General features: G+C 71.5%; 19 protein-coding genes. 17 read left to right on the top strand and 2 right to left on the bottom strand.

Going from position 1 to position 23,068, the window contains the following annotated elements:
* Positions 1 to 221: 221 nt before the first annotated feature.
* The 9 genes from AB0B91_RS36000 (at position 222) to AB0B91_RS36040 (ending at position 12,176) form a co-directional block, all read left to right on the top strand.
* Positions 222 to 2,594: a TerB N-terminal domain-containing protein gene (locus tag AB0B91_RS36000; protein ID WP_358329330.1), complete on the top strand. Its 2,373-nt coding sequence runs from the start codon at positions 222 to 224 to the stop codon at positions 2,592 to 2,594.
* Complete coding sequence (locus tag AB0B91_RS36005) at positions 2,591 to 3,832, top strand: ATP-binding protein (RefSeq protein WP_358329333.1); 1,242 nt, start codon at positions 2,591 to 2,593, stop codon at positions 3,830 to 3,832. Before AB0B91_RS36000 ends, AB0B91_RS36005 begins: the two co-directional genes overlap by 4 nt.
* A 46-nt stretch (positions 3,833 to 3,878) precedes the next feature.
* Positions 3,879 to 4,706 carry an NUDIX domain-containing protein gene (locus AB0B91_RS36010; RefSeq protein ID WP_358329336.1) on the top strand — a complete coding sequence of 276 codons (828 nt, stop codon included), beginning with the start codon at positions 3,879 to 3,881 and terminating at the stop codon, positions 4,704 to 4,706.
* 38 nt (positions 4,707 to 4,744) lie between these two features.
* Complete coding sequence (locus AB0B91_RS36015) at positions 4,745 to 5,716, top strand: adenylate/guanylate cyclase domain-containing protein (RefSeq protein ID WP_358329339.1); 972 nt, start codon at positions 4,745 to 4,747, stop codon at positions 5,714 to 5,716.
* 52 nt (positions 5,717 to 5,768) lie between these two features.
* Positions 5,769 to 6,251, top strand: coding sequence for a SigE family RNA polymerase sigma factor (locus AB0B91_RS36020; protein WP_358329342.1), 483 nt, complete (start codon positions 5,769 to 5,771; stop codon positions 6,249 to 6,251).
* Complete coding sequence (locus tag AB0B91_RS36025) at positions 6,248 to 7,267, top strand: hypothetical protein (RefSeq protein WP_358329345.1); 1,020 nt, start codon at positions 6,248 to 6,250, stop codon at positions 7,265 to 7,267. Before AB0B91_RS36020 ends, AB0B91_RS36025 begins: the two co-directional genes overlap by 4 nt.
* Before the next feature lie 28 nt (positions 7,268 to 7,295).
* On the top strand, positions 7,296 to 8,273 hold the full coding sequence (locus tag AB0B91_RS36030; RefSeq protein WP_358329348.1) for an LLM class flavin-dependent oxidoreductase: 978 nt from the start codon (positions 7,296 to 7,298) through the stop codon (positions 8,271 to 8,273).
* Positions 8,274 to 8,433: 160 nt separating this feature from the next.
* Complete coding sequence (locus tag AB0B91_RS36035) at positions 8,434 to 10,569, top strand: choice-of-anchor J domain-containing protein (RefSeq protein ID WP_358329351.1); 2,136 nt, start codon at positions 8,434 to 8,436, stop codon at positions 10,567 to 10,569.
* A gap of 89 nt (positions 10,570 to 10,658) precedes the next feature.
* Entirely contained in the window at positions 10,659 to 12,176 is a 1,518-nt protein-coding gene (locus AB0B91_RS36040) for an acyl-CoA synthetase (protein WP_358329354.1), read from the top strand.
* Between the two features lie 220 nt (positions 12,177 to 12,396).
* On the opposite strand, the gene AB0B91_RS36045 is transcribed toward AB0B91_RS36040, so the two are convergent.
* Positions 12,397 to 13,986, bottom strand: a complete 1,590-nt coding sequence (locus AB0B91_RS36045; RefSeq protein WP_358329357.1) for a benzoate-CoA ligase family protein — start codon at positions 13,984 to 13,986, stop codon at positions 12,397 to 12,399.
* A gap of 110 nt (positions 13,987 to 14,096) precedes the next feature.
* Between AB0B91_RS36045 and AB0B91_RS36050 the strand changes: the two genes are divergently transcribed.
* Positions 14,097 to 14,915: a PaaX family transcriptional regulator C-terminal domain-containing protein gene (locus AB0B91_RS36050; RefSeq protein ID WP_358329360.1), complete on the top strand. Its 819-nt coding sequence runs from the start codon at positions 14,097 to 14,099 to the stop codon at positions 14,913 to 14,915.
* Between the two features lie 47 nt (positions 14,916 to 14,962).
* Here AB0B91_RS36050 and AB0B91_RS36055 read toward each other — a convergent pair whose 3' ends face one another.
* Complete coding sequence (locus AB0B91_RS36055; protein WP_358329363.1) at positions 14,963 to 15,715, bottom strand: FadR/GntR family transcriptional regulator; 753 nt, start codon at positions 15,713 to 15,715, stop codon at positions 14,963 to 14,965.
* 87 nt (positions 15,716 to 15,802) lie between these two features.
* Here AB0B91_RS36055 and AB0B91_RS36060 point away from each other — a divergent pair, with 87 nt between their 5' ends.
* The 7 genes from AB0B91_RS36060 to AB0B91_RS36090 are packed head-to-tail and all read left to right on the top strand — an operon-like array spanning position 15,803 to position 23,068.
* The gene (locus AB0B91_RS36060) at positions 15,803 to 17,302 is read left to right on the top strand and encodes an ABC transporter substrate-binding protein (protein ID WP_358329366.1); all 1,500 of its coding nucleotides are present in this window, start codon (positions 15,803 to 15,805) and stop codon (positions 17,300 to 17,302) included.
* Positions 17,299 to 18,237, top strand: a complete 939-nt coding sequence (locus AB0B91_RS36065; protein WP_358329369.1) for an ABC transporter permease — start codon at positions 17,299 to 17,301, stop codon at positions 18,235 to 18,237. The genes AB0B91_RS36060 and AB0B91_RS36065 overlap by 4 nt, the downstream gene beginning before the upstream one ends.
* A complete protein-coding gene (locus AB0B91_RS36070; RefSeq protein WP_358329372.1) occupies positions 18,234 to 19,067 on the top strand; it encodes an ABC transporter permease in 834 nt (277 codons plus the stop codon). The genes AB0B91_RS36065 and AB0B91_RS36070 overlap by 4 nt, the downstream gene beginning before the upstream one ends.
* On the top strand, positions 19,054 to 19,983 hold the full coding sequence (locus tag AB0B91_RS36075) for an ABC transporter ATP-binding protein (RefSeq protein ID WP_358329375.1): 930 nt from the start codon (positions 19,054 to 19,056) through the stop codon (positions 19,981 to 19,983). The genes AB0B91_RS36070 and AB0B91_RS36075 overlap by 14 nt, the downstream gene beginning before the upstream one ends.
* The gene (locus AB0B91_RS36080) at positions 19,952 to 20,752 is read left to right on the top strand and encodes an ATP-binding cassette domain-containing protein (RefSeq protein WP_358329378.1); all 801 of its coding nucleotides are present in this window, start codon (positions 19,952 to 19,954) and stop codon (positions 20,750 to 20,752) included. The genes AB0B91_RS36075 and AB0B91_RS36080 overlap by 32 nt, the downstream gene beginning before the upstream one ends.
* Positions 20,749 to 21,930, top strand: coding sequence for a M20 family metallopeptidase (locus AB0B91_RS36085; RefSeq protein ID WP_358329381.1), 1,182 nt, complete (start codon positions 20,749 to 20,751; stop codon positions 21,928 to 21,930). The genes AB0B91_RS36080 and AB0B91_RS36085 overlap by 4 nt, the downstream gene beginning before the upstream one ends.
* Positions 21,931 to 21,961: 31 nt before the next feature.
* Positions 21,962 to 23,068 (top strand): P1 family peptidase, encoded by a 1,107-nt coding sequence (locus tag AB0B91_RS36090; RefSeq protein ID WP_358329384.1) that lies wholly within the window; start codon positions 21,962 to 21,964, stop codon positions 23,066 to 23,068.

Consider the following 23,068-nt stretch of genomic DNA (forward strand, 5'->3'; position numbering starts at 1 on the left):
CCGGCGGGGGAAGCGCCTGGTCGTCGCGGCTGCCTTACCGATGGCAGCGGACCCCGGTCATCGGTTCGGTGAGAAAAAGATTTTCGGGCGGACCGCTAAATGGTCGGCTGAGTCGGGATTCAAGATTGTAACGAGGGTGTTGAGCGATATGTCGTGCAATCGGAGGAGCGCTAGGGTGCAATCCTCATCAAATCCGTGGTGAGGCGGAGGGAGGGCCGCTGGTGTACCGCGCGCGTGGCCGTCATGCGTCATCCGGCCAGGCCAAGCCCGCCCTGCCCTTGTCCTCGGAGGGGCCGTGGCTGCCCCCGGGCAGCGGTATCCATCTCGCCGGGCTGACCATCATCGGCGGTCTGCTCTATGTGGGTTCCGAGCTGCCTTCCGCGTCCGGGATGTCGGTGGAGCCGGCGCTGATCGACCCCGAACTGCCCGTGGACATGACGCAGCCGGACTGGGACGGTCAGGGGCTCGACCGGTGGCCGAGCTATGCCGCGCTGCCGCCGCCGTCGCGGGCGGCCTATCTGAGCTGGCTCGCCGACGGGCGATGCTATCCGCGAACGCCCCTCGGCTACGTGTTCCTTTATTTCTACGGCCTCGAACGCCGCGTGCTACACGACCTGCACTTGGACCGCTCCATGGCCCAAGAGGAACTGCCGGTGATCCACGAGGAGGTGCGGCGCCTCATCGGCCTGTACGCCGGGCACGACGCCTTCCAGCGGCACGCGGCGCCGTTCGAGGCGCTGCTGGCGGCCCTCCGCGAGCCCGAGGTGACCGGCGCGGTGTTCGCGTTGCGAGCCCGGCTGGGGGAGCTCGCCGCGCAGGGCCGCCCGGTGCCCGCCGACTGGGCGCTGGCCTGGCTGCACGGCCACCCCGCCTACCGGCCGGGCACGCCCGCGACGCGCTGCCCGGAGGAGTTCGGCGCGCTGTTCCAGCGGAGGTACACGGCACGTCACGGTGAAGGGCTCGTCGTCCAGCCCGGCGCCAAGGAGCTGGCCTTCGACTACCGGCCCGCGAGCTCCGGGTTCGCCGGGGCCCCGCCGGTGCTGCCGGGCGTACCCGATGTGCTGACGCTCGCGGCGCCCACCCGGGAGCTGTTCGGGCTGGCCGAGGAGTGCGGCTCCGAGCTGGAGGCGTACAGCCGCTTCCTCGGCCGGCTGCCCGGCGCCAGGCAGAGCGTGCGCGCCCAGGCGCTGCTGCCCGCGGAGCTGCTCGACCTGGGCTCCGGCGGGGCGGGCGGGGCGGTGCGGTGGGCGCTGCGCCGGCTCGGGCAGCAGCAGACCGCGCTCGTGCCCGCCGAGGAGTTCGTCGCCCTGCTGTCCACGCCCGTTCCCGCCAGGAAGGACGTCATCGCGCTCGCCCAGATCCTCGGCCGGGCCGGGGTCGGGATCGAACCGGACCCGCGTCTGGGAGGTCCGGTGCCGGCCGCGGGGGTGATGGCCTTGTTCGCCGCGCCGGACGGGCCGACGGCCGCGGCGTCCGACGCGTACCGGGCGGCTACCGCGCTGCTGCACCTGGGCGCCGCGAGCACGGCGGACGGCCAGACGCCCGAGGTCGCCTACCGCCGGTTGGGCGAGCATCTTGAGCGGGCGCTGCATCTGACGGCCGGCGAGCGGGCCCGCCTGCGGGCGCATCTGGAGTGGCTGCTCGGTGCGGAGGTGCCGCTGATCGGGCTGATCGAACGGGTCCAGGAGATCGGCGCGGCCCAGCGCGCCCACGTGGCGGAGTTTCTGAGGGACGTGGCCGCCGCCGACGGGCACATCGCGCCGGAGGAGGCCCAGATCCTCGCCCGGATCCACTGGCTGCTCGGGCTCGACCAGGACACGGCGGGGGGCGGGCAATTGGGAGCCGGGTCGTACGCCGCCGTGCGGCATGCGCCGATCCAGCTCGCGTACGTGCCGCACGCCCCCGCCCAGCCGGTGCCGCCGCCACGCGTCATCATGCCGCACCACCCGTCAGGGCCTTTCACCTCTCCGCCCTTCGGGCCGGTGCCCAACACGTCCACCCCCAACGGGCCGGCGCCTTACACCTCTACGCCTTACAGCACCACGCCCAACGGGTCCGCGCCTTACCCCTCCACGCCCAACGGGCCCGTGCCCGATGCCTCCACGCCCTACGGGCCCGCGTCCTACTTATCCGCGCAGGAGGACCCCATTCCGCAGGACCTCGCCGTGTCGTCGCCGGTGCCGCACGTCTCCGTGTCGCAGGGCGTACCCCTGGGGCACGTCTTCGGTGCTCCGACGGTGCCCGTCTGGGGGGCGGTCGCCAGGCTGGCCGAGACGGCCCAGTTGGGGACGCGGCTCGATTCGCTGCTCGCCGGCGAAGAGCCGATCCTCCCGCCCGCCCCGCCGCCCGAGGTCACCCCGCTGGCGGGCCTGGACGGCCGCCACTCCGGCCTGGTCCGCGCCCTGGCCGCCGTCGATGAGCCGCACATCGGCCGGGGCCAGTTCGAGACTCTCGCGGACGCCTGGAACCTGCTGCCGGAAGGCGTGATGGACCGGGTCAACGAGGCCGCCTACGAGACCGTGGGCGATCCGCTGCTCGACGGTGACGACCCGATCCTGGTCGACCGGCGAGTGCTGGGGGAGATGCTGAAGTGACCGTTCGCGCCCGCGAACGCGACGCCCTCCTCAAGGCGCTGCGGGCAGGGGTGGTCCCGCTGATCGGCCAGCACCACATCCAGGCCGGCCGTACCGCCGAGGTGGCGGCGCTGAACGCCGATGTCGAACGCGTCGCCGTAGGCGGCACGGCCGTCCGGTTCGTCATCGGCGAGCACGGCGCGGGCAAGACGTTCCTGCTGCGCCTGACGCGCTCGCTGGCGCTGGAGAAGCGGCTGGTCACCATGCACGCCGACATCACCGCCGAGCACCTGCTGCACTCGAACGAGGGCCGGGCCCGCGCCCTCTACACCGAGCTGACCCGCAGCATGGCCACCCGGGGCACCCCCGGCGGCGGCGCGCTCGCCGGTATCGTCGAACGCTTCCTGTCCACCGCGCTCGACGAGGCCCGCCAGACGCGCACCGACCCGGCCCTGACGATCGGGGAACGCCTGGCGTACCTGGCGACGCGGCCGGGCGGCCACGACTTCGCCGAGGTCATCGGCGCGTACTGGCGCGGCCACGACACGGGCGACGACCACCTCAAGTCGGCCGCGCTGCGCTGGCTGCGCGCCGAGTACCCGACCGCGGCGGAGGCCAGGTCGGCGCTCGGCGTACGGTCGATCATCGACGACGCGACCGTGCCCGATCACATCGCGCTGATGAGCCGGTTCGTCCGGCTGGCCGGGTACGACGGGCTGCTCGTCTGCCTGGACGAGATGGTCAACCTGTACACGCTGGCCGATCCCCTGGCCCGGGACGCCAACTACGACCAGATCCTGGGCCTCGTCAGCAGCGGGGTCGCCCATCTGGGTTTCGTGTTCGGGGGCACCCCCGTGTTCCTCAGAGACGGGCACAGCGGGCTTTTCAGCCATCCCGCGCTGCGCAGGCGGCTGGGCGCCGGTGCCTTCGCCGCGGTCGGGCCGGTGGATCACTCGGGGCCGGTGCTCCGGCTGGCCGCGCTGACGGCCGAGGAGGTGTACGTGGTGCTGGCCAAGATCCGGTTCGTGTACGCCTCCGGCGAGGGCGGGCGGTACCTCGTGGACGACGACGCGCTGGTGGCCTTCATGCACCACTGCTTCGGGCGGGTGGGGGAGTCGTATTTTCGCCGGCCGCGGACGACGTTCAAGGCGTTCTGCGACCTGCTGGCCGTACTGGAGCGGGATGCCGGGGAGAGCTGGCGGCGGCTCCTGCCCGGAGTGGACCTGTCGGCGGAGGAGATCGACGACCGCCCGGCCTGACGATCGCGCGCCCGCCTTCCCGCTGGATCCGGCAGACTCGTCGTTCATGACGTGGGATGGCGATGGAGTTGCGCGCGACGGTGACGCGGGGGTGCCGGGGTCGCTGGCCAGGGTGCTTGGCGATGTGGCGGCCGAACGGGCGGCGCAGGACGCCAGGTGGGGCATGCAGGCCGTGCCCGACGGCACCGGGGCCGAGGACGCGGTGGCCGAGGCCGACCGGGCCAGGCGGGAGACCGATGAGGCGGGCCGGCGCGGGGAGCTGACCTGGCGGCACATCCTGCGCGAGGAGGTCCTGGAGGCGTTCGCCGAGTCGGACCCCGAGCTGCTCCGCACCGAGCTGATCCAGGTGGCCGCGGTCGCCGTCAAATGGGCCCAGGCACTCGACCGCCGCCCTGCGGGCGTCGAGCGGTCGGCCGCTGGGGAGTCGCGTCCCGACAGGTTCCGGGCCATCGTCGACGTGCACGTGATGCTCGTCCGTGACGGCACCGTACTTCTCGGCAAACGGGCCAATACTGGTTACGGTGACGGCCAATGGCACCTGCCCTCGGGCCATCTGGAGCCCGGTGAGTCGGTGGTCGGCGCGGCCGTCAGGGAGGCTCGTGAGGAGGTTGGCGTCACCATCCGGCCGGACGATCTGAAGTTCGCCCACGTCATGCACCGCGCCCCCGACCGTGTGGGCCTGTTCTTCGTCGCCAGGAAGTGGGCAGGCGAGCCCTACAACGCCGAGCCGCACAAGTGCTCCGAACTCGCCTGGCGGCCGCTCGGCGAGTTGCCCGACGACACGATCGGCTACCCGGCCGCCGCCATCGCCAGGGTGTTGGCGGAGGAGCCGTTCGCGCTGTACGGATGGTCTACGGGCAGACGAATCACCTAGGTGCCTCCATACCCTGGTGAACGGTGTATGTTGCGGTCGTGGCGCGCGAGGATCCGGACGGGCTGACGGAGGCGTTCCTCCGCGAGCCCCGTCGCTACACCAGCCACCAGGTCGCCGACATGGCCGGCGTCCCTGTTTACCGTGCCCGCAGGTTCTGGCGCGCGCTGGGTTTCGCGAACGTCGCCGACGACGCCCTGGAGTTCACCGACTCCGACGTGGACGCCCTGCGGACGCTGCTCGGCATGGTGAGCGACGGCGTCTACGACGAGGAGCACGTGCTCCTGATGGCCAGGTCCCTGGGCAGGGCGACGGCCCGGCTCGCCGAGTCGCAGGCCGAGCTGGGCGCCGAGGCGCTCGACCAGGCGGGCGTGCCGCTGAGCGAGCGGCCCAGGGCGTGGCGCAGGCGGGCGGATCGGGTGCTGCCCGACCTGGCCCGGCTGCTGGTCTACGCGTGGCGCCGCCAGTTGGCGGCCTCCGCCCACCGGCTGGTCGAGCAGGAGACGAGCGCGGCCCGGCTGGCGGTGGGGTTCGCCGACCTGGTCGGGTTCACCAGGCTGAGCAGGCAGATCTCCGAGACCGAGCTGGCCGGGCTGGTCGACAGGTTCGAGGGCCGTTCGGCCGACGTGGTGACCTCGGGTGGCGGGCGGATCGTCAAGACACTGGGCGACTCGGTGCTGTTCGTGTCGGGCAAGGCGCACGAGGCGGCCGAGATCGGCCTGCGCCTGATCGAGACCCACGCCAAGGACAAGGGCATGCCGCAGTTGCGCGTGGGCCTGGCCGTGGGGCCGGTGCTCGGCCGGATGGGCGACGTGTTCGGCACCCCCGTCAACCTGGCCAGCCGGCTGACCGCGCTGGCCCATCCGGGAACGATCCTGGCCGGCCCGGAGATGGCCGAGGAGCTGGAGGGCGACCGGGCCTTCGAGCTGCGCCCGGTCGACCGGCTGTCCGTACGCGGGCTGGGCGAGCTGGTCCCCTTCACGCTCATCCGCCACACCGACCGGGCAACCTGACTCCGCACTGGATGCGTCCCTGTCGTCGACAGGCGATAACAGGAGGCGGTACGTGGCGGACCGGGGGATATATCAGGACTTCGTGGCCACTCGGTCGGATCGGCTGTTACGCACGGCGTACCTGCTGACCCGCAACTGGGCGACCGCGGAGGACCTGCTGCAGGAGTCGCTGGCCAAGGCGTGGTTCGCCTGGCCCGGCGTGGACGAGCCCGAGGCGTACGTGCGCCGGGTCCTGGTGACCACCTACACCTCGTGGTGGCGCAGGAGATGGCGCCGCGAGCTGCCGAGCGACGACCTGCCCGACACGCCGACCAGCGACCCGGTCTCCGATGAGCGCGACGCGCTCTGGCGAGCCCTCGGCCGGCTGACGGCCAGGCAGCGGGCGGTGGTCGTGCTGCGCTTCTACGAGGACCTGCCGGTGACGGAGGTGGCCCGCCTGCTGGGCTGCGAGCCCGGCACGGTCAAGAGCCAGAGCGCCAAGGCGCTGGCCAAGCTGCGCGTGGACGAGTCGATCGTGAAGGAGCTGCACCGATGACCCTGCCCGACCTGCGGGACGTCCTGCGCGAGCACGGCGACGGCCCCTCCCCCGCCAACCCGGCCCGGCCCGAGCAGGTGCGGGCCCGCATCCGCCGGATCCGCCTGCGCAGGCGCGCGCTGGGCGGCGGCGGGGTGGTCGCGGTGGCGGCGGCCGTCGCGCTGGGTTTCTCTCTCCTGCCTGGCACGGCGGAGCCGCGGCTCGAGACCGCTGATGAGCCCACCACCTTCGCCGCCCAGCTCGCGGGCCTCCTGCCGGAGCGCTTCACCGCCGCGGACGGCACGAAGTACCGGCGGATCGCCACCGCGTCGATCAAGAGGACGGGGCCGACCAAGGTCTCGGTGACGATCCCGTTCTCCGGGAAACCGCTCGACGTCGGAGCGGTCTGCGCGGGGCCGGACACCAGCGTGGCCAGAGCGTCGATCGGCGCCGACGGGCCCGCGTCGGCCCACTTCGGCACGTGCTCAAGGCGCATGCAGTTGCGGCCGCTCCAGGTGCCGGCCGCCACGAGCGGCACGGAGCTCAAGGTCACGTTCGACACGACCACGACCGGCTGGGGTTGTACGGTGCGGGACGGCAAGTGCGTGCCGCAGAAGAAGACCCGCGGCGTCTGGGCACTGGCCGTGTACGAATGGACGCCGCCCGCGCGGCCGGTCAAGCCGGCGAAACTCAAAACCCTGCCGGACCACGTGGGGAAGGCGCGGCTCGCGGAGACGAAGACCGGCGTCTGGCCGCAGGACACCTCCGCCACCTTCAAGGTCCGAGGCAAGGTCGGCTTCGACACCTTGTGCACCAGCGCACTGGCCGGGAACCTGTGGTTCAGCATCGAGGCGAACGGCCGCATGGAGGGCAGCGCGGGCGCCTGCGGCGTATGGGAAGGTGGCGCCTTCCCCTCGGCGGTAAGCGAATTCTCCTATCCCACGGACCGGACGACCACTGTCAAGGTCACGTGGATGCTGAGGGGCAGCGGCATCAACCGCCCGGTCCGCTGGTCGGTCGGCCTCTACCGGAAGTAGTCACGCCTCGGTTCTGTTGCCGACATATGTGACGAAGCTTTCGATTCTCGACCGCTCCCTCGTCCGCGAGGGGCACGACCCGGCGACGGCGCTGCGCGAGACCATCAGGTTCGCGCGGCAGGCGGAGGAGCTCGGCTACCACCGGTTCTGGGTGTCGGAGCACCACAGCGTGCCGGGGGTGGCCGGCTCGGCACCGACCGTGCTGGCCGCCGCCGTCGCCTCGGCCACCGACCGGATCCGGGTGGGCACCGGCGGCGTGATGCTGCCCAACCACCGGCCGCTGGTGGTGGCCGAGCAGTTCGGCGTGCTGGAGTCGCTGAACCCGGGCCGCGTCGACATGGGGCTCGGCCGCTCGGTGGGCTTCACCGGCGGCATCAGGAAGGCACTGGGCCACGGCAAGGAGGACGCCGACGAGTTCGGCGGGCAACTGGCGGAGCTGCTCGGCTACTTCACCGGGGACCAGCGGGGGCATCCCGGTGTGCACGCGCTGCCCGCCGAGGGGCTGCGGCCGCAGGTGTTCGTGCTGGCCATGGGCTCGGGGGCGGACATCGCCGCCGAGCACGGGCTGCCGATGGTGATCGGGGGCGGCGGGGCCCGGCTGCGGGAGGCGATCTCGCGGTATCGTGCCGGGTTCCGCCCGTCGGCCTGGGCGGCTCGGCCGTACGTCGTCCTGGCGGCGAACGTCGCGGTCGGCGAGACGGCCCGCGAGGCGGCGCTGCTGCAGGTGCCGGAGGCGTGGGCGACCGCGCGATCGCGTACGAGCGGCGCCTTCCCGCCGCTCTCCCCGGCCGAGCGGGTGCTGGCGACGGAGATGACCGAGCGGGAGCGGGCGCTGTTCGAGGAGTCGCGCAAGGGGCAGATCCACGGCACCGGGCAGGAGGTGGAGATCGAGCTCGGGGCTCTGATAGAGCTCACCGGCGCCGACGAGGTCCTGGTGACCATGAACAGCTACGACCTGGATCGGCGGCTCGATTCCTACCGGCGGCTCGCTCGGACAGCCGTCTGAGCACGAATTCATTGCTGCTTTGTTGGCAACTGACTTACTTGCGCGCCGGTCCCTTGATCGGATAGTCACATTTTGTCACCCTCACTGACCACGCTTAGGGGGCTCCATGGCGCGCAACCGATTCATCGGAATCGCGGCCGCTATTCTCGCATTACCCCTTTTGTCCGCTATCCCGGCGCACGCCGATCCCAAGGCTCCACCGTCAAGCGACATCCGGGAGCTTTCCCGCAAGGACTTCACGCTCGACGGCAAGCCCGTCAAGGTACCCGCCAAGTACGAGGCCAAGGCGCAGGCCAGGACGAAGGCCGCCGCCGACACGCCGCCGGTCGGCACCGTCCGGCAGTGGCTGGGCCTGGACGACTTCAACGGCAGGCTCTACCGCAAGGACTACACGCTGCGCGGCGTGGGCAACAACATCGAGGTCTGGGTCGCCAACGACCTGGCCTTCCCCGCCGGTGACTGCCGGGCGCAGATCCCCACGTCCACGACGGTCACCGACGCGCAGGTGGCGGACCTGGTCACCCAGTTCGACACGAACATGTACCCGAAGGAGACCGCCGCCTTCAGCACGCCGCCGGACCGCGACGGCACCAACGCCGTCCTCGGCCCCGACGCCAACGGCAACGGCGGCGTCTACACCGGCGGCGGCAACAAGACCGTCACCCTGGTCGACAACGTCAGGGACGACAACTACTACAGCTTCCCGGCCGCTCCGACGTACATCGCGGGCTTCTTCTCCGCCCAGTTCAACGAGCTGCTCGACCGCAACGTCATGACGATCGACGCGTTCGACTGGACGCACCGCACCGGCGCGAACCCGCCCGACGAGCCGACCGCCGACCTGTGCACCTCGCGCCCGGCCAGGCCGCGCCAGTACGAGGGCACGTTCGCGCACGAGTGGCAGCACCTGGCGCACTACTACACCGACCCGCTCGAGACCACCTGGATGAACGAGGGCCTGTCGGACCTCGCGATGACGCTGACGGGCTACTCCAACCCCAAGGCCACCGTGTCCGAGCGCGGCACCGACAGCCACATCTACTGCTTCCAGGGCTTCGGCATCGTCCAGACGCCGTACAACACCAACCCGCGCGACTGCGGCGGCCCGGAGAACTCCCTCAACATCTGGGGTGAGGGCGCCAACGCCAACGGCGTGCTGGCCGACTACGGCAACGCGTACTCGTTCATGCTGTTCCTGTACGACAGGTACGGCACGGCGTTCATGTCCACGCTGCACCGTGACGGCGCGCTGCAGGGCCTGGCCAGCTTGAAGGCGGCGCTGGCGGCCAAGGGCGTCACGAACATGTACCAGGTGATCCACGACTTCCAGACCTCCACCCTGGTCGACCGGATCGTCGGCGGGACCAAGGGCGTCATGCTGGGCGTGCCCAAGAAGCGGGTCACGACCGCCAGCCTGAACGCGACCGTCAACCTGGCGAACCCGGCCACCTACAAGACCGCAGGCGCCGCCCCCAACGGCGCCGACTACGTGCCGCTGCAGAAGGCGGACGGCACGTTCCTGCGCGGGGTGGACCTGCGCTCGCTGTCGTTCGAGGGCGCCAAGACGCTGCCCGCCCTCCCGCTGGCCTGGACCGTCGTCTCCGACGACCCGGACCGCGCGGGCAACCCGGTGCTGTTCTCCGGCAACGACAGCAACACCAACGCCGCCGCCGTCACCAAGGTGACCGTCCCGGCCGCCGACCCGACGCTGCGCTTCCTCGCCAAGTACGGCGCGGAGCAGGGCTTCGACTACGGCTATGTGATCGTCTCCACGGACGGCGGCAAGACCTACACCTCGATCGCCGGTGACAGGACGGTCGCGGGCCCGCTCGGCCCCGCGGTCAACGGCACCACGACCGGCTTCGAGCCGCACAGCTACAGCCTGTCGGCCTACACCGGCAAGGAGATCCTCCTCGGCTTCCGCTACGTCAGCGACGCGGGGGTCAACGAGGGCGGCTGGAAGATCGACGACATCACGGTCGGCGCCACCGCGGTCAGCGACGGCTCGTCGCTCAACCCGTTCGACTCGCCGACCGAGGTCTTCCCGACTCCGGTCGAGAACTGGAACGTCCGGCTGATCGGCCTGGACGAGAAGCACTCGGTGGCGCTGCAGCTGGAGTCCAACGGCAAGACCAGCGTCAGCCTCAACCGGCTGCAGCTGGCCACCATGCTGCCGTTCCAGACGGTGGTCGCGGTGGTGGCCTACGACGAGTCGACGGAGCAGGTCGGCCAGTACGCGCCGTACACGCTCAAGGTCAACGGCGTCACCCAGCCGGGAGGTCGCCCGCTGACCTGACGGTGGTGATCTGAGGGCGCCCGCCGCACCCTGCGGCGGGCGCCCTCCGCGTTCGCTAGGATCACCGAACAAAGTTCGGAGGAGTGCGCATGACGACTCGCCAGCATGCCATCGGCGACCTGCTGCGGCGTTCGGCCGCGCGGTCTCCCGCCAAGACCGCGATCGTGTACGGCGAGGCGCGATGGACCTACGCCGAGCTGGACCGCGCGGCGAACCGCATGGCCAACGCGCTGGCCGCCCGGGGCGTGAGCAAGGGCGACAGGTTCGCCGTGTTCAGCCACAACAACGACGCCTTCGTGGTGGCCTACTTCGCGCTGGCCCGGCTGGGCGCGATCTCCGTGCCGATCAACTTCATGCTGGGGGCCGAGGAGGTCTCCTACATCCTCGGGCACTCGGGTGCGACGGGCCTGTTGGTGGAGCAGGCGCTCCTGCCCGTGGCCGAGCGGGCCGTCTCCGACGGGGTCGCGGTGCGCGGGGTGATCGGGCACGCCGACGGGTGGGAGCCGGTCACCGACTGGATGGCGTACGAGGACGACGCCGAGCCGCCGGTGGAGATCGCCGACGACGACCCGATCCAGCTCATGTACACCAGCGGCACCGAGTCCAGACCCAAGGGCGCCACCCTGTCGAGCCGCGGCCTGATCGCCCAGTACACCTCCTGCGTGATCGACGGCGAGATGAGCGCCACCGACGTGGAGGTGCACGCGCTGCCGCTCTACCACTGCGCGCAACTGCACTGCTTCCTCACCCCCGGCCTCTACCTCGGCGCCACGAACGTGATCCTGCCCGGCGCCGACCCGGCGGCGATCCTGGCGGCGATCGAGGCCGAGGGCGCGACCAAGCTGTTCTGCCCGCCGACCGTCTGGATCGGGCTGCTGCGCCATCCCGACTTCGACCGCCGCGACCTGTCGTCGCTGCGCAAGGGCTACTACGGCGCGTCGATCATGCCGGTCGAGGTGCTGAAGGAGATCGCCGCGCGGCTGCCGGGGGTGCGGCTGTTCAACTTCTACGGCCAGACCGAGATGGCGCCCGTGGCCACCATCCTGGGCCCGGACGACCAGCTGACCAGGCTCGGCTCGGCGGGCCGGCCCGCCCTGAACGTCGAGACCCGGATCGTCGACGCCGACGACGAGCCGGTGCCGCCCGGCGTGGTCGGCGAGATCGTGCACCGCAGCCCGCACGCCATGCTCGGCTACTGGAACGACCCGGACAAGACCGCCGAGGCGTTCCGCGGCGGCTGGTTCCACAGCGGTGACCTGGGCGTGCTGGACGCCGACGGCTACCTGTCGATCGTCGACCGCAAGAAGGACATGATCAAGTCCGGCGGCGAGAACGTGGCAAGCCGGGAGGTCGAGGAGGCCATCTACCAGCACCCGGCCGTCGCGGAGGCGGCCGTGTTCGGGGTGCCCGACCCGCGGTGGATCGAGGCGGTGACGGCCGCCGTCGTCCTGCGCGCGGGCGCCGCCCTGACCGCCGACGAGCTGACCTCCTTCCTGCGGGAACGCCTGGCGGCCTTCAAGACCCCGAAGACGGTGGTCTTCGTGCGGTCACTGCCCAAGAACGCCAGCGGAAAGGTGCTGAAGAGAGAGCTGCGTGACGCGTTCTGACATCCGAGGCCGGGTACGGCTGGCGGCCGAGCGAGAGGGGCCGGAGGCGGGCGCAGTGGTGGTGTTCGCGCACGGCTGGCGGGGGAGCGGCTGCCGTCACTGTCGGCCGGCTCGCGGCTGGACGTCATCCCAGGGGCGGACCACACCATGGAGGGCCATCTGGAAGAGGTGGCCGCGCGCGGGCTGGCCTGGCTCGAACGGCACTGCCCGGCCTGAGCGCTTATTTGCCCAGCAGGTCGGTGGCGATCTGACGGATGATCACGCGCTGGATCTTGCCGGTGGCGGTCTTGGGCAGTTCCTCCAGGACCAGCACCTCGCGCGGCCGTTTGAAGGCCGCCAGCCCGTCGCGGCAGAACGCGATGAGCTCCGCCGCGTCCACCGTCTTCCCGGCGGCGGGCACCACGCAGGCGACCGGCTTCTCCAGCCCGTTCGCGTCGGTGTAGGCCACGACCGCGGCCTCCCCGACCGACTCGTGCAGCAGCAGCCGGGACTCGACCTCCATCGGCGACACCCAGATGCCACCCGCCTTGATCATGTCGTTCGAGCGGCCGAGGCACTGGTAGACGCCGTCGGCGTCGCGCAGGTAGGTGTCGCCGGTGCGTAACCACTCCCCCTGGAACACCTGCCGGGTGGTGTCGGTCCGGCACCAGTAACCGGTGGCGATGGAGTCACCGCGTACGTACAGGTGGCCCGGCTGGCCGTCCGCCACGGGGTTGCCGGAGTCGTCGAGCAGCTTGCCCTCATACCCGGGCACCACGGTGCCCGTGGTGCCCGGTCTGACCTGGCCGGGCCGGTTGGAGATGAAGATGTGCAGGGCCTCGGTCGAGCCGATGCCGTCGATGATGTCGACGCCGAACCTCTCGGTGAAGCGCCGGTAGATCTCCGCGGGCAACGCCTCGCCCGCCGAGACCGCCAGCCGTACCGAGGAGAAGGTGTCGTCGGGGGCGTCGGAGGCGAGCAGGCTCGCGTAGAACGTCGGCCCGGCGAAGAACAGCGTCGGCCGCTCGGCCACCACCCGCGCGACCACCCCCGGCGGGGTGGGCCTGAAGGGGTCGAGCACCGTGGTCGCGCCCACCGACAGCGGGAAGAACAGCGAGTTGCCGATGCCGTAGGCGAAGAACAGCCGGGCGACCGAGAAGCACCGGTCGTCCGGCGTGATGCCGAGAACCTCACGGCCGTAGGTCTCGCAGACGTCCCTGATGGCGCCGTGCCGGTGCATGGCGGCCTTCGGCGCGCCGGTCGTGCCCGAGGTGTAGAGCCACAGCGCGGGCGAATCCGTCCAGCTCTGGTACGGCTCGGCCACCGTACGGCCGGCGTCCACCACGTCCGCCAGCGAGCACACCGGGATCCCGGCATCCGCGTCGGACCCGGGGACGACATCGGCGGCCCGGTGGCCCACGTTGCCGGTGAGGACGAGCAGGGCGACCTCGGGGGCGTTCGCCAGTGCCACCCGGACCGTCGCCTCGTACTCGGGGGTCGCCACCACCACGCGGGCCCGCGAGTCGCGGATGAGCGTGCCCAGCTCCGCACCGTTGTACATGGTGGACAGCGGCACGGCGACCCCGCCCATGCGCATGACGGCCAGGATGGTGACGAGCGTCTCCGGGCGGTCGGACATGACGAGCACGACCCGTTCCTCGGGCCGGACACCGAGCACCCGCAGTCCGGAGGAGAGCTCGCCGACCCGGGCCGCGAGCTGGGCGTAGGTGAGGGTCCCTGCCGGGCCCGCGACAGCGGTGCGCTCGCCGCGACCGGCTTCGACCTGACGATCCACAAGATAGAGACTGGCGTTGAACGACTCGGATGACATGGTCGTCCTTACGGGGAGGGAGACTCCGTACGAGAATCTTCTATAGAGAATTGATGCATCGTCAACTACTTGTAGCATTGAATCAGACTCCCGCCGCGTAAGGAGCGTTAATGGCCAGGCCGCCCCGCCGCCACCAGACGAGCGCCAGGTCGATGCTGCTGACCGTGCTGGGCGAGTACGTGCTGCCGTCCGGCGAGCCCGCGTGGACGTCCGCGCTGCTGCACGTGATGGGCGGGCTCGGGGTGGAGGAGAAGTCGGCCAGGCAGGCGCTGGCGCGGATGGCATCCGACGGGTGGATCGTGTCGGCGCGGTCCGGGCGGCGGGTGCGCTGGTCGCTGACGCGGCGCGGCCGCGAACTGCTGACCGAGGGGGCCGAGCGGATCTACGCGTTCGGCCGCGACCGCGAGCCGTGGGACGGGCGCTGGGTGGTGCTGATCGCGAGCGTGCCCGAGTCCCGGCGCGAGCTGCGCCACCAGTTGCGCACCGGCCTGACCTGGGCGGGATTCGGCAGCCCTGTGCCCGGTGTGTGGGTCAGCCCGCACGCCACCCGCGAGGCCGAGGCCAAGCAGGTGGTCGAGGGGCTGGGGCTCGACGTGGCCGTGTTCTCGTTCAACGGTCCCTTTGCGGGGATCGGCTCCGAGCGGACGCTGGTGGAGCAGGCCTGGCATCTGGGGGACCTGGCGGCGCACTACCAGGAGTTCATCCAGGAGTTCGCCGGCCTGCGGCCCGAGCCGGGCGATCCGGTGCTGCTGGCGCAGGTCCGGCTCGTCCACGAGTGGCGGCGCTTCCCGATGCTCGACCCCCGGCTGCCGCTGGAGCTGCTGCCCCCGAACTGGATCGGGGTGCGCGCGGCCAACGTCTTCAACGACCTGCACGGCACCTGGCTGGCGGGCGGGCGCCAGCAGTGGGACGAGCTGCGGAATATGTAACACCTCGCCTGCTGGGCGTCACGACATTGTCAAGTGAGGCCCGGTCTCTACTCCAGCAGCGCGCGCAGCGCGGGCCGCTCATCTACCGGGACGTATCCCAGGTAATAGTCGTACATCGTCTGCCGGGACAGCCGGGCGGCCAGCGGGCCGTCGCCGGCGCGGACGGCGGCCAGCACCTCCTCGTGATGCCCGATGCTCTGCCGCATCAGCGCCTCCCGGTCGGCGGCGGCGGCGATCTTGCCGGAGACCAGGCCGAGGACGATCGAGCGGACCACGTCCGTGCAGATCTGGATGAGCTTGTTGCGGCTGGCCCGCGCCACCGCGTCGTGGAAGGCGATGTCGGCGGCGCTGAACTCGTCGTAGCCCACCTCCACCGCCGCGCGCATGCCCGCGATGGCGGCGTCCATCTCCGCGAGCTGCTCGTCGGTACGCAGCCGGGCCGCCAGCAGGTTGGCCGAGGCGTCGAGCACCATGCGGAACTGCACCAGCTCCCCGAGCGACAGCTCGTCCACCCGGGCCAGCGTGGTCATCGACTTGTGCAACGCGGCGGGGGAGAAGGGCTGCACCTCGGCGCCGTGCGGGTCGCCGGGCCGCGACCTGACCAGGCCGCGCGCCTGCAGTACCCGTAGCGCCTCACGGACGGTCGAGCGGCTCACCGAGAACTGGACCATGAGATCACGCTCGCTCGGCAGCCGCTCGCCGGGACACAGCGCGCCGCTCTCGATGGCCTCCTCGACCTGCTCCACGATGCGCTCGTAGGCACGTACGGTACGCACGGGCTCGAACCGTGGACCACTCATGAAGCCCCCTTGACCTGAGCCGTCGTGGACTGGCAATCTGCGTAGCCTACTGGTCCGACCAGTGCACTAGCCAGGAGGCTGTAAGACATGAGGCGAATCGGCACCTGGATCGCCGTGGGCGGTCTCCTGCTGGCCACGGCCGCGTGCGGCGGCGGTGGTGGATCGAAGGGCGGCACCGGCGGGCAGGCCGCCAAGAGCGAGTCACTGGCGGTCGGGTTCGTGGCCGAGCCGGCCAACCTCGACTTCACCTCCACCGAGGGCGCCGCGATCCCGCAGGCCCTGCTGGTCAACGTCTACGAGGGCCTGGTCAAGCTGGACCAGGACGGCAAGATCCAGCCGCTGCTCGCCGAGAAGTGGGACGTCTCGGCCGACCGCAAGACCTACACCTTCACCCTGCGCAAGGGCGTCACGTTCACCAACGGCGCCCCGTTCACCGCCGACGACGTGATCTTCTCGCTGGACCGGGTGAAGAAGGACTGGCAGCTCAAGATCAAGGCGCAGCTCGACGTGGTGGACAAGGTCGAGAAAGAGGACGAGTCCACCGTCATCGTGACGCTCAAGCACCCGAGCAACGGCTTCCTCTACTCGATGGCGACCAGGCTCGGCGCGATGTTCAGCCGCACCGGCGTCGCCGACCTGGCCAACAAGCCCGTCGGCACCGGCCCTTACCAGCTCGGCTCGTGGAAGCGCGGCGACTCCATCCAGCTCGCCGCCAACGCCAAGTACTGGGGCACCAAGCCGAAGCTCTCGGCCGTCACACTGAAGTACTTCAAGGACGCCACGGCGATGAACAACGCGCTGCTGACCGGCGGCATCGACGTCATCTCCAGCGTCCAGGCGCCCGAGTCGCTGCAGCAGTTCGCCGACCCCAACCGCTTCGAGACGGTCGAGGGCACCACGAACGGCGAGGTGGTGCTGTCGATGAACAACGGCCGCCCGCCGTTCAACGACAAGAAGGTGCGGCAGGCCGTCCGCTACGCGATCGACCACAAGGCGCTGCTCGACACCGCCTGGGCGGGCCGCGGCCAGCTCATCGGCTCGATGGTGCCGCCCACCGACCCCTGGTACGAGGACCGCACCGGCGACTACCCCTTCAATGTCGCCAAGGCCAAGGAACTGCTCGGCGGCAAGACGTACAACGTCAAGATGCGCATCCCGAACCTGCCCTACGCGGTCGCGAGCGCGCAGGTGGTCAAGTCCCAGCTGGCCCAGGTGGGCATCACGGCCGACATCGAGCCGCTGGAGTTCCCGGCCCGGTGGCTGGACGTGGTGTTCAAGCAAGGCGACTACGACATGTCCATCATCAACCACGTAGAGCCCCGCGATATGGGGATTTTTGCGGACAAATCGTACTACTTCCGTTACGACAATCCGGAGTACGGCAAGCTGCTCGCCGCCGCCGACGAGGGCACCGAGCAGCAGCAGGTCGACGACCTCAAGCAGGCCGCCAAGCTGCTGTCCGACGACGCCGCGGCCGACTGGTTGTTCCTCTTCCCCAACCTGATCGTGGCGAAGAAGGGCGTCACCGGGCTGCCGAAGAACGGTATCGCGGAGGCCTTCGACTTCACGGCCCTCGCCAAGCAGTGATCCTGTACCTGCTGAAGCGGCTGGCGGTGCTCATCGCGAGCACCGCCGTCGCCGGGGTGGCCGTCTTCGCCTTCATGGCGCTGCTGCCCGGCGACCCGGCCGAGATCGCGCTGGGCGTCAACGCGACGCCCGAGGCGGTGGCCGCGCTGCGCGAGCGGTTCGGCACCGACCGGCCGCCGCTGGCCCAGTTCGCCGACTGGTTCGGCGGGCTGATCCAGGGCGACTTCGGCACCTCCTACGTGACCAGCTCGCCCATCGGCCCGCAGATCGGCGACCGCCTGGGCGTGACGGCGGTGCTGGTGCTCGGCGGCATGGTGATCGCGCTGCTCATCGCGGTGCCCGCGGGCACGTTCGCCGCCGTGCACCACCGCAATCCGCTCGGCGTGGCCATCAGCGCGGCCAGCCAGGTCGGCATCGCGATCCCCGCGTTCCTGGCCGGCATCCTGCTGGTGTTCGTCTTCGCGGTGAAGGCGCAGGCGCTGCCGTCGGGCGGCTACGTGCCGATCGCCGAGGACCCCCGCGCGTGGCTGCTCGGCCTGCTGCTGCCCTGGCTCTCGCTCGGCCTGGTGCAGGGTGCAGTCCTGACCAGGTACGTCCGCAGCGCCGTGCTCGACGTGATGCGCGAGGACTACCTGCGCACCGCCCGCGCCAAGGGCCGGGGCCGGATGGGCGCCCTGTGGCGGCACGGCCTGCGCAACGCCTCCATCCCCGTGGTCACCGTGCTCGGCCTGCAACTGGCCACCCTGCTCGTCGGCGCGGTCGTGGTCGAGCGGGTGTTCGTCATCCCGGGGCTGGGCGACCTGCTGCTGAACGGCGTCGCCGGGCGCGACCTGCTGCTCGTCCAAGGTGTGGTGATGGTGCTGGTGGTGGCCGTACTGCTGATCAACTTCGTGGTCGACGTGACCTACGCCGTGCTCGATCCGAGGCTGCGATGAGGGGCCGGGTCAACGCCGGGCTGGTCGCCGGGGGCGTGCTGGTCGGGATCGTCGTCCTGGCCGCGCTGGTGTCGTTCGTGTGGACGCCGCACGACCCCACGCTCGTCGACGCCTCGAACAAGCTGCGCGAACCCGGTGGCGGCTACCTCCTCGGCGCCGACAAGTTCGGCCGCGACACCTTCAGCCAGCTCATGGTCGGCGCCCGCACCACGCTCTACGTGGGCATCGTGGCTGTCGGCATCGCGGCGTTGATCGGCACGCCCCTCGGCATGATCGCCGGGATGACGCCGCGCGGCTGGCTGTCGGAGCTGATCATGCGGGTCAACGACCTCGTGTTCGCCTTCCCCGCGCTGCTGCTGGCCGTCATGCTCGGCGCCGTCTACGGGGCCGGGACGCTCACCGCCATGATCGCGATCGGCGTGGCCACCGTGCCTGCCTTCGCCCGCGTGGCCAGGGCTGCCACGATGCAGGTCATGGTGACCGACTACATCCTCGCCGCCAGGGCCGCCGGGCGCCGCCGGGCCGCGATAGCCGTACGGCACGTGCTGCCCAACATCGGCTCGATGCTGATCGTGCAGGCGTCGGTGTCGTTCGCCATCGCGATCCTGGCCGAGGCCGCGCTGTCGTTCCTCGGCTTCGGCACCCGGCCGCCGATCCCGTCGTGGGGCCGCATGCTGCAGGAGTCGCAGGAACTGCTCTTCTCCACCCCGCGCCTGGCCCTGTGGCCGGGCCTGGCGATCGCGCTGGCCGTACTCGGGTTCAATCTCCTGGGCGACGGGCTGCGTGACTATCTCGACCCCAAGCTCAGGAGGATCCGTGCTGAGCGTTGAGGGGCTCACCGTCCGCGCCGACGCGGTGGAGCTGGTCCGCGAGGTGTCCTTCGACATCGCGCCCGGCGAGCGGGTCGGCCTGATCGGTGAGTCCGGCTCGGGCAAGTCGCTGACCGCGCTGTCGCTGATGGGCCTGCTGCCCGAAGGCGTGCGGGCCTCGGGCACGGCCCGGCTGGGCGAGCGCGACCTGGTCGGCGTGCCGGAAGGGCGGATCAAGGACCTGCGCGGGCGCGAGGTGTCGATGGTCTTCCAGGAGCCGATGACCGCGCTCAATCCGCTCATGCGCGTCGGCGCGCAGGTCGCCGAGGTCATGACGCTGCACGGCAGGCCACGCGTCGAGGCCCGCGCCCGCGCGGTCGAACTCCTCGACCGGGTACGCCTCCCGCACCCGGAACAGCTCGCCCGCTCCTACCCCCACCAGCTCTCCGGCGGCCAGCGGCAGCGCGTCATGCTCGCCATCGCCCTGGCCAACGAGCCCGGCCTGCTCATCTGCGACGAGCCCACCACCGCGCTCGACGTCACCGTGCAGAAGCAGATGCTGGAGCTCATCGCCGAGGTCGCCCCCGCCCTGCTGTTCATCACCCACGACCTCGCCGTGGTCGCCGCCGTGTGCGAGCGGGTCCTGGTCATGTACGGCGGGCGGGTCGTGGAGAGCGGCCCGATCCGCGAGGTCTTCACCAGGCCCCGCCACCGTTACACCGAGGGCCTGCTGGCCGCCTCCAAGCTGACGCCGCGCGGCACCCGGCTGCCCACCATCAAGGGCAGCGTCCCGGCCGCGGGGCGTTTCCCCGACGGGTGCGTGTTCAGGAACCGCTGCCCTTACGCCTCGGAGAAGTGCAAGACGGACCCGGCCCCATTAGAACCGGCGCTGACAGGAGACGGTCATGCCCACGCATGCTGGCACCCCGCTGATTGAGGCCCGCGACCTCACCCGCGTCTACCGCCGTCCCCGCACCTCGCTCGCCCGGCAGGGCGAGGCCGTGCACGCGCTGCGCGAGGTGTCGCTCACCGTGGGGCGGGGCGAGCGGTTCGGCATCGTCGGCGAGTCGGGCTCCGGCAAGTCGACGCTGCTGCGCCTGCTGTGCGCGCTCGACCAGCCCACCAGTGGGTCGATCCGTTTCGACGGCCAGGAGATCACCGGCCGGCCGGAACGGGCGCTGAAGTTCCTGCGGCACAGCCTCCAGATCGTCTTCCAGGACCCGATGAGCTCGCTCGACCCCCGGATGCGGGTGCGTGACCTCGTCGCCGAGCCCCTGGTCGCGCTCGGCGAGCCGGTCGGCGGCCGGGTGAGCGAGCTGCTCGACGCGGTCGGCCTGCCCGCCTCGGCCGCCGACCGCTACCCGCACCAGTTCTCCGGCGGGCAGCGGCAGCGCATCGCCATCGCCCGCGCGCTCGCGCCCAGGCCCAAGGTGCTGGTCGCCGACGAGCCGGTCAGCGCCCTCGACGTGTCGGTCCGCGGCCAGATCCTCAACCTGCTGGCCGACCTGGTCGACGAGCTCGGTCTCACGCTGGTCTTCGTCTCGCACGATCTGTCCGTCGTACGGCATGTCTGCGAGACCGTCGCGGTCATGAACAACGGCTCGATCGTGGAGACCGGGCCCGTGGACGAGGTCTGGGCCGCGCCGCGGCACTCCTACACGCGGACGCTGCTGCAGGCCGTACCGACATTGGAGGGACTGCTGTGATCGAGGTCGACGAGCAGGGGGTCGTGGCCTTCACCCAGGCGCTGGTCCGCATCCCGAGCACCAACGACCCGGCGCGCGGCCGGGCCGAGCGGCCCGCCGCCGAGCTGGTCGCGGCCAAGATGCGCGAGTGGGGCTGGGAGCCGGTGGTGGACGAGGCCGCGCCCGGCCGGCCCAACGTGGTGGCGGTGGTCGAGGGCGGCGGGGGCGACGGGCCGACGCTGATGTTCGAGGGACACACCGACGTGGTCACCGAGGGCGACCTGTCGACCTGGACCGTGGACCCGTTCGGCGGGGAGATCCGCGACGGGCGGTTGTGGGGGCGCGGCAGCGCGGACATGAAGTCGGGGCTGGCCGCCACCCTCTACGCCACCCGCGCCCTGCAGCTCGCCGGGCCGTTCCCCGGCCGGATCAAGGTGTGCGCGCTGGCCGACGAGGAGGGGCTGATGCTCGGCGCCCACCACTTCGTCGCCTCCGGCCTGGCCGCCGACGTGGACGGCGCCATCGTCGCCGAGCCCGAGGCCGGGGAGATCTGCGCGGTCGCCAAGGGCGCGCTGCGGCTGCGGGCCGACTTCACCGGCAAGATGGCGCACGGCGCGATGCCGCAGCACGGCCGCAACCCCATCCAGGCGGTGGGGGCGCTGCTGGTGGCGCTGCGGGCGCTGGAATCGGAGCTGCAGGGCCTGCACCCCGCGCACGAGCACCTCGGCGAGGTGTACGTGACGCCGACCGTGGTACGAGCCGGGACCGAGGAGCAGGTGAACGTCATCCCGGCGACGGCGTCGGTGTTCATCGACGTGCGGACGATCCCCGGCCTGGAGCACAAGGTGGTGGCCGAACGGGTGGCCGCGCTGGCCGCCTTCGACGGGATCTCCGCCGAGGTGTCGATCCTGGTGGACCGGCCGCCGGTGGACGTGCCCGTCTCCGACCCCGTGGTGGTGGCGCTGGCCGCCGCGCACCAGCGGGTGACGGGCGCCGCGCCCGTCTACGGCGGCGTGCCCGGGTCCACCGACGGCACCGTGCTGACGCACTGGGGCGGGATCCCGTCGGTCGTGTACGGGCCCGGCGGCAAGTGGATCGCGCACCAGGCGGACGAGTACGTCGAGGTGGCGGAGATCGTGCGCTGCACCCGCGTGTTCGCCGAGGCGGCCCGGCTCTTCCTCACCGGGTCCGCGTCGTGACGGCCCGGCTCTTCCTCACTCGGTCCGCGTCGTGACGGCCGGAGCGACGAACTCGCTGGTCGACGTCGCCGGGCTGCGGGTCGGGCATGCCCAGCGGGTGGGCGACGGGTACCGCACGGGGACCACCGTCGTGCTCGCGCCGCCCGGCGGCATGGTGGCCGGGGTGGACGTGCGAGGAGCCGCGCCGGGCACCCGGGAGACCGAGCTCCTCGACCCGCGCAACCTGGTGGAACGGGTGCACGCCATCGTCCTGACGGGCGGCAGCGCGTACGGGCTCAGCGCGGCCTGCGGGGTCATGGAGCGGCTGGCGGACGCCGGGATCGGCTTCCCGGTGGAGGGCGGCGTGGTGCCGATCGTGCCCGCCGCCGTCATCTACGACCTGGGACGCGGCGGCTTGTTCCGCGCGGTCCCGGACGGCCGCTTGGGTGCCGAGGCGTACGACGCCGCCGTCCGGTCGCACGGTCCGGACCTGCGGGCGAGTGGGCCGGACGGCCCGGACCCGTGGGTGAGCGGGTCGGTCGGGGCGGGTACCGGCGCCGTGGCGGGCGGGCTGGCCGGCGGCATCGGTACCGCCAGTGTCGTCCTGCCCTCGGGGGTCACCGTGGCCGCGATGGCCGTCGTCAACGCCGTCGGGTCCGTGCTCGACCCGGCGGGCGGACGGCTGTCCGGCACCCGGTACGGGCTGCCCGGCGAGTTCGACCACCTGCGCGAGCCCCGCGAGGAGGAGGTGGCGGCCTGGCGGGGCGCCATGGTGACCTCGTTCAACACGACGATCGGCGTGGTGGCCACCGATCTGACGCTCACCAAGGCGCAGTGCGGCAAACTGGCCGGTGTGGCGCACGACGGGCTGGCCCGGGCGATCAGACCCGCCCACACCATGGTCGACGGCGACACCATCTTCGGCCTCTCGACCTGCGCCCGCCCCTTCCCCCACCCGGCCCCTGAAGGCGCCGCCGGGAGCACGCCTGAACCTGTCGGTGCCGGGCGGAACGCGCCCGGGGCCGCCGGGCTGCATGACGTGCTCGCCGCCGGGGCCGACGTGTTCAGCCGGGCCGTGGCACACGCCATGCTCGCCGCCACCGGCCGCGACGGCGCGCCCGCCTATCGAGACGTGTTTCCAAGCGCTTGGGGGAACTAG

Source organism: Nonomuraea sp. NPDC049141, assembly GCF_040648415.1.
GTDB lineage: Bacteria > Actinomycetota > Actinomycetes > Streptosporangiales > Streptosporangiaceae > Nonomuraea.

Bases quoted from the DNA above. Each gene is read 5' to 3' on its own strand.
- AB0B91_RS36010 (WP_358329336.1), top strand. From the start codon at position 3,879: ATGACGTGGGATGGCGATGGAGTTGCGCGCGACGGTGACGCGGGGGTG.
- AB0B91_RS36070 (WP_358329372.1), top strand. From the start codon at position 18,234: ATGAGGGGCCGGGTCAACGCCGGGCTGGTCGCCGGGGGCGTGCTGGTC.
- AB0B91_RS36040 (WP_358329354.1), top strand. From the start codon at position 10,659: ATGACGACTCGCCAGCATGCCATCGGCGACCTGCTGCGGCGTTCGGCC.
- AB0B91_RS36055 (WP_358329363.1), bottom strand. From the start codon at position 15,715: ATGAGTGGTCCACGGTTCGAGCCCGTGCGTACCGTACGTGCCTACGAG.
- AB0B91_RS36050 (WP_358329360.1), top strand. From the start codon at position 14,097: ATGGCCAGGCCGCCCCGCCGCCACCAGACGAGCGCCAGGTCGATGCTG.
- AB0B91_RS36060 (WP_358329366.1), top strand. From the start codon at position 15,803: ATGAGGCGAATCGGCACCTGGATCGCCGTGGGCGGTCTCCTGCTGGCC.
- AB0B91_RS36045 (WP_358329357.1), bottom strand. From the start codon at position 13,986: ATGTCATCCGAGTCGTTCAACGCCAGTCTCTATCTTGTGGATCGTCAG.
- AB0B91_RS36080 (WP_358329378.1), top strand. From the start codon at position 19,952: ATGCCCACGCATGCTGGCACCCCGCTGATTGAGGCCCGCGACCTCACC.
- AB0B91_RS36025 (WP_358329345.1), top strand. From the start codon at position 6,248: ATGACCCTGCCCGACCTGCGGGACGTCCTGCGCGAGCACGGCGACGGC.